Below are 209 nucleotides of genomic sequence, written 5' to 3' on the forward strand. Positions count from 1 at the left end.
ACATCGCGCGCGCCGAGCTCGGCGCCCACGCGGCGTACTCCGGCATCACGATGCGCACCTGGTTCCACCCGCGCGGCCAGGTCGACCTGGCGATGCTGCGGCAGATGCACGCGCCCGACCACGGCCCGTTCTTCGTGCGGACCGCGGCGATCTCGGTGGAGTGCACCCACAACATCGCCGGTGGCGCGGTGCTCCCGATCGAGGACCTG

At 72.2% G+C, this 209-nt stretch carries 1 protein-coding gene; it reads left to right on the top strand.

The genetic code is table 11. The features are described from left to right. Positions 1-209 (top strand): beta-eliminating lyase-related protein (locus QWY29_RS20900; protein ID WP_300963120.1); only part of this gene is annotated, 209 nt, incomplete at both ends.

The sequence above is a fragment of the Nocardioides abyssi genome, assembly GCF_030412915.1.
Taxonomy (GTDB): Bacteria; Actinomycetota; Actinomycetes; order Propionibacteriales; family Nocardioidaceae; genus Nocardioides; species Nocardioides abyssi.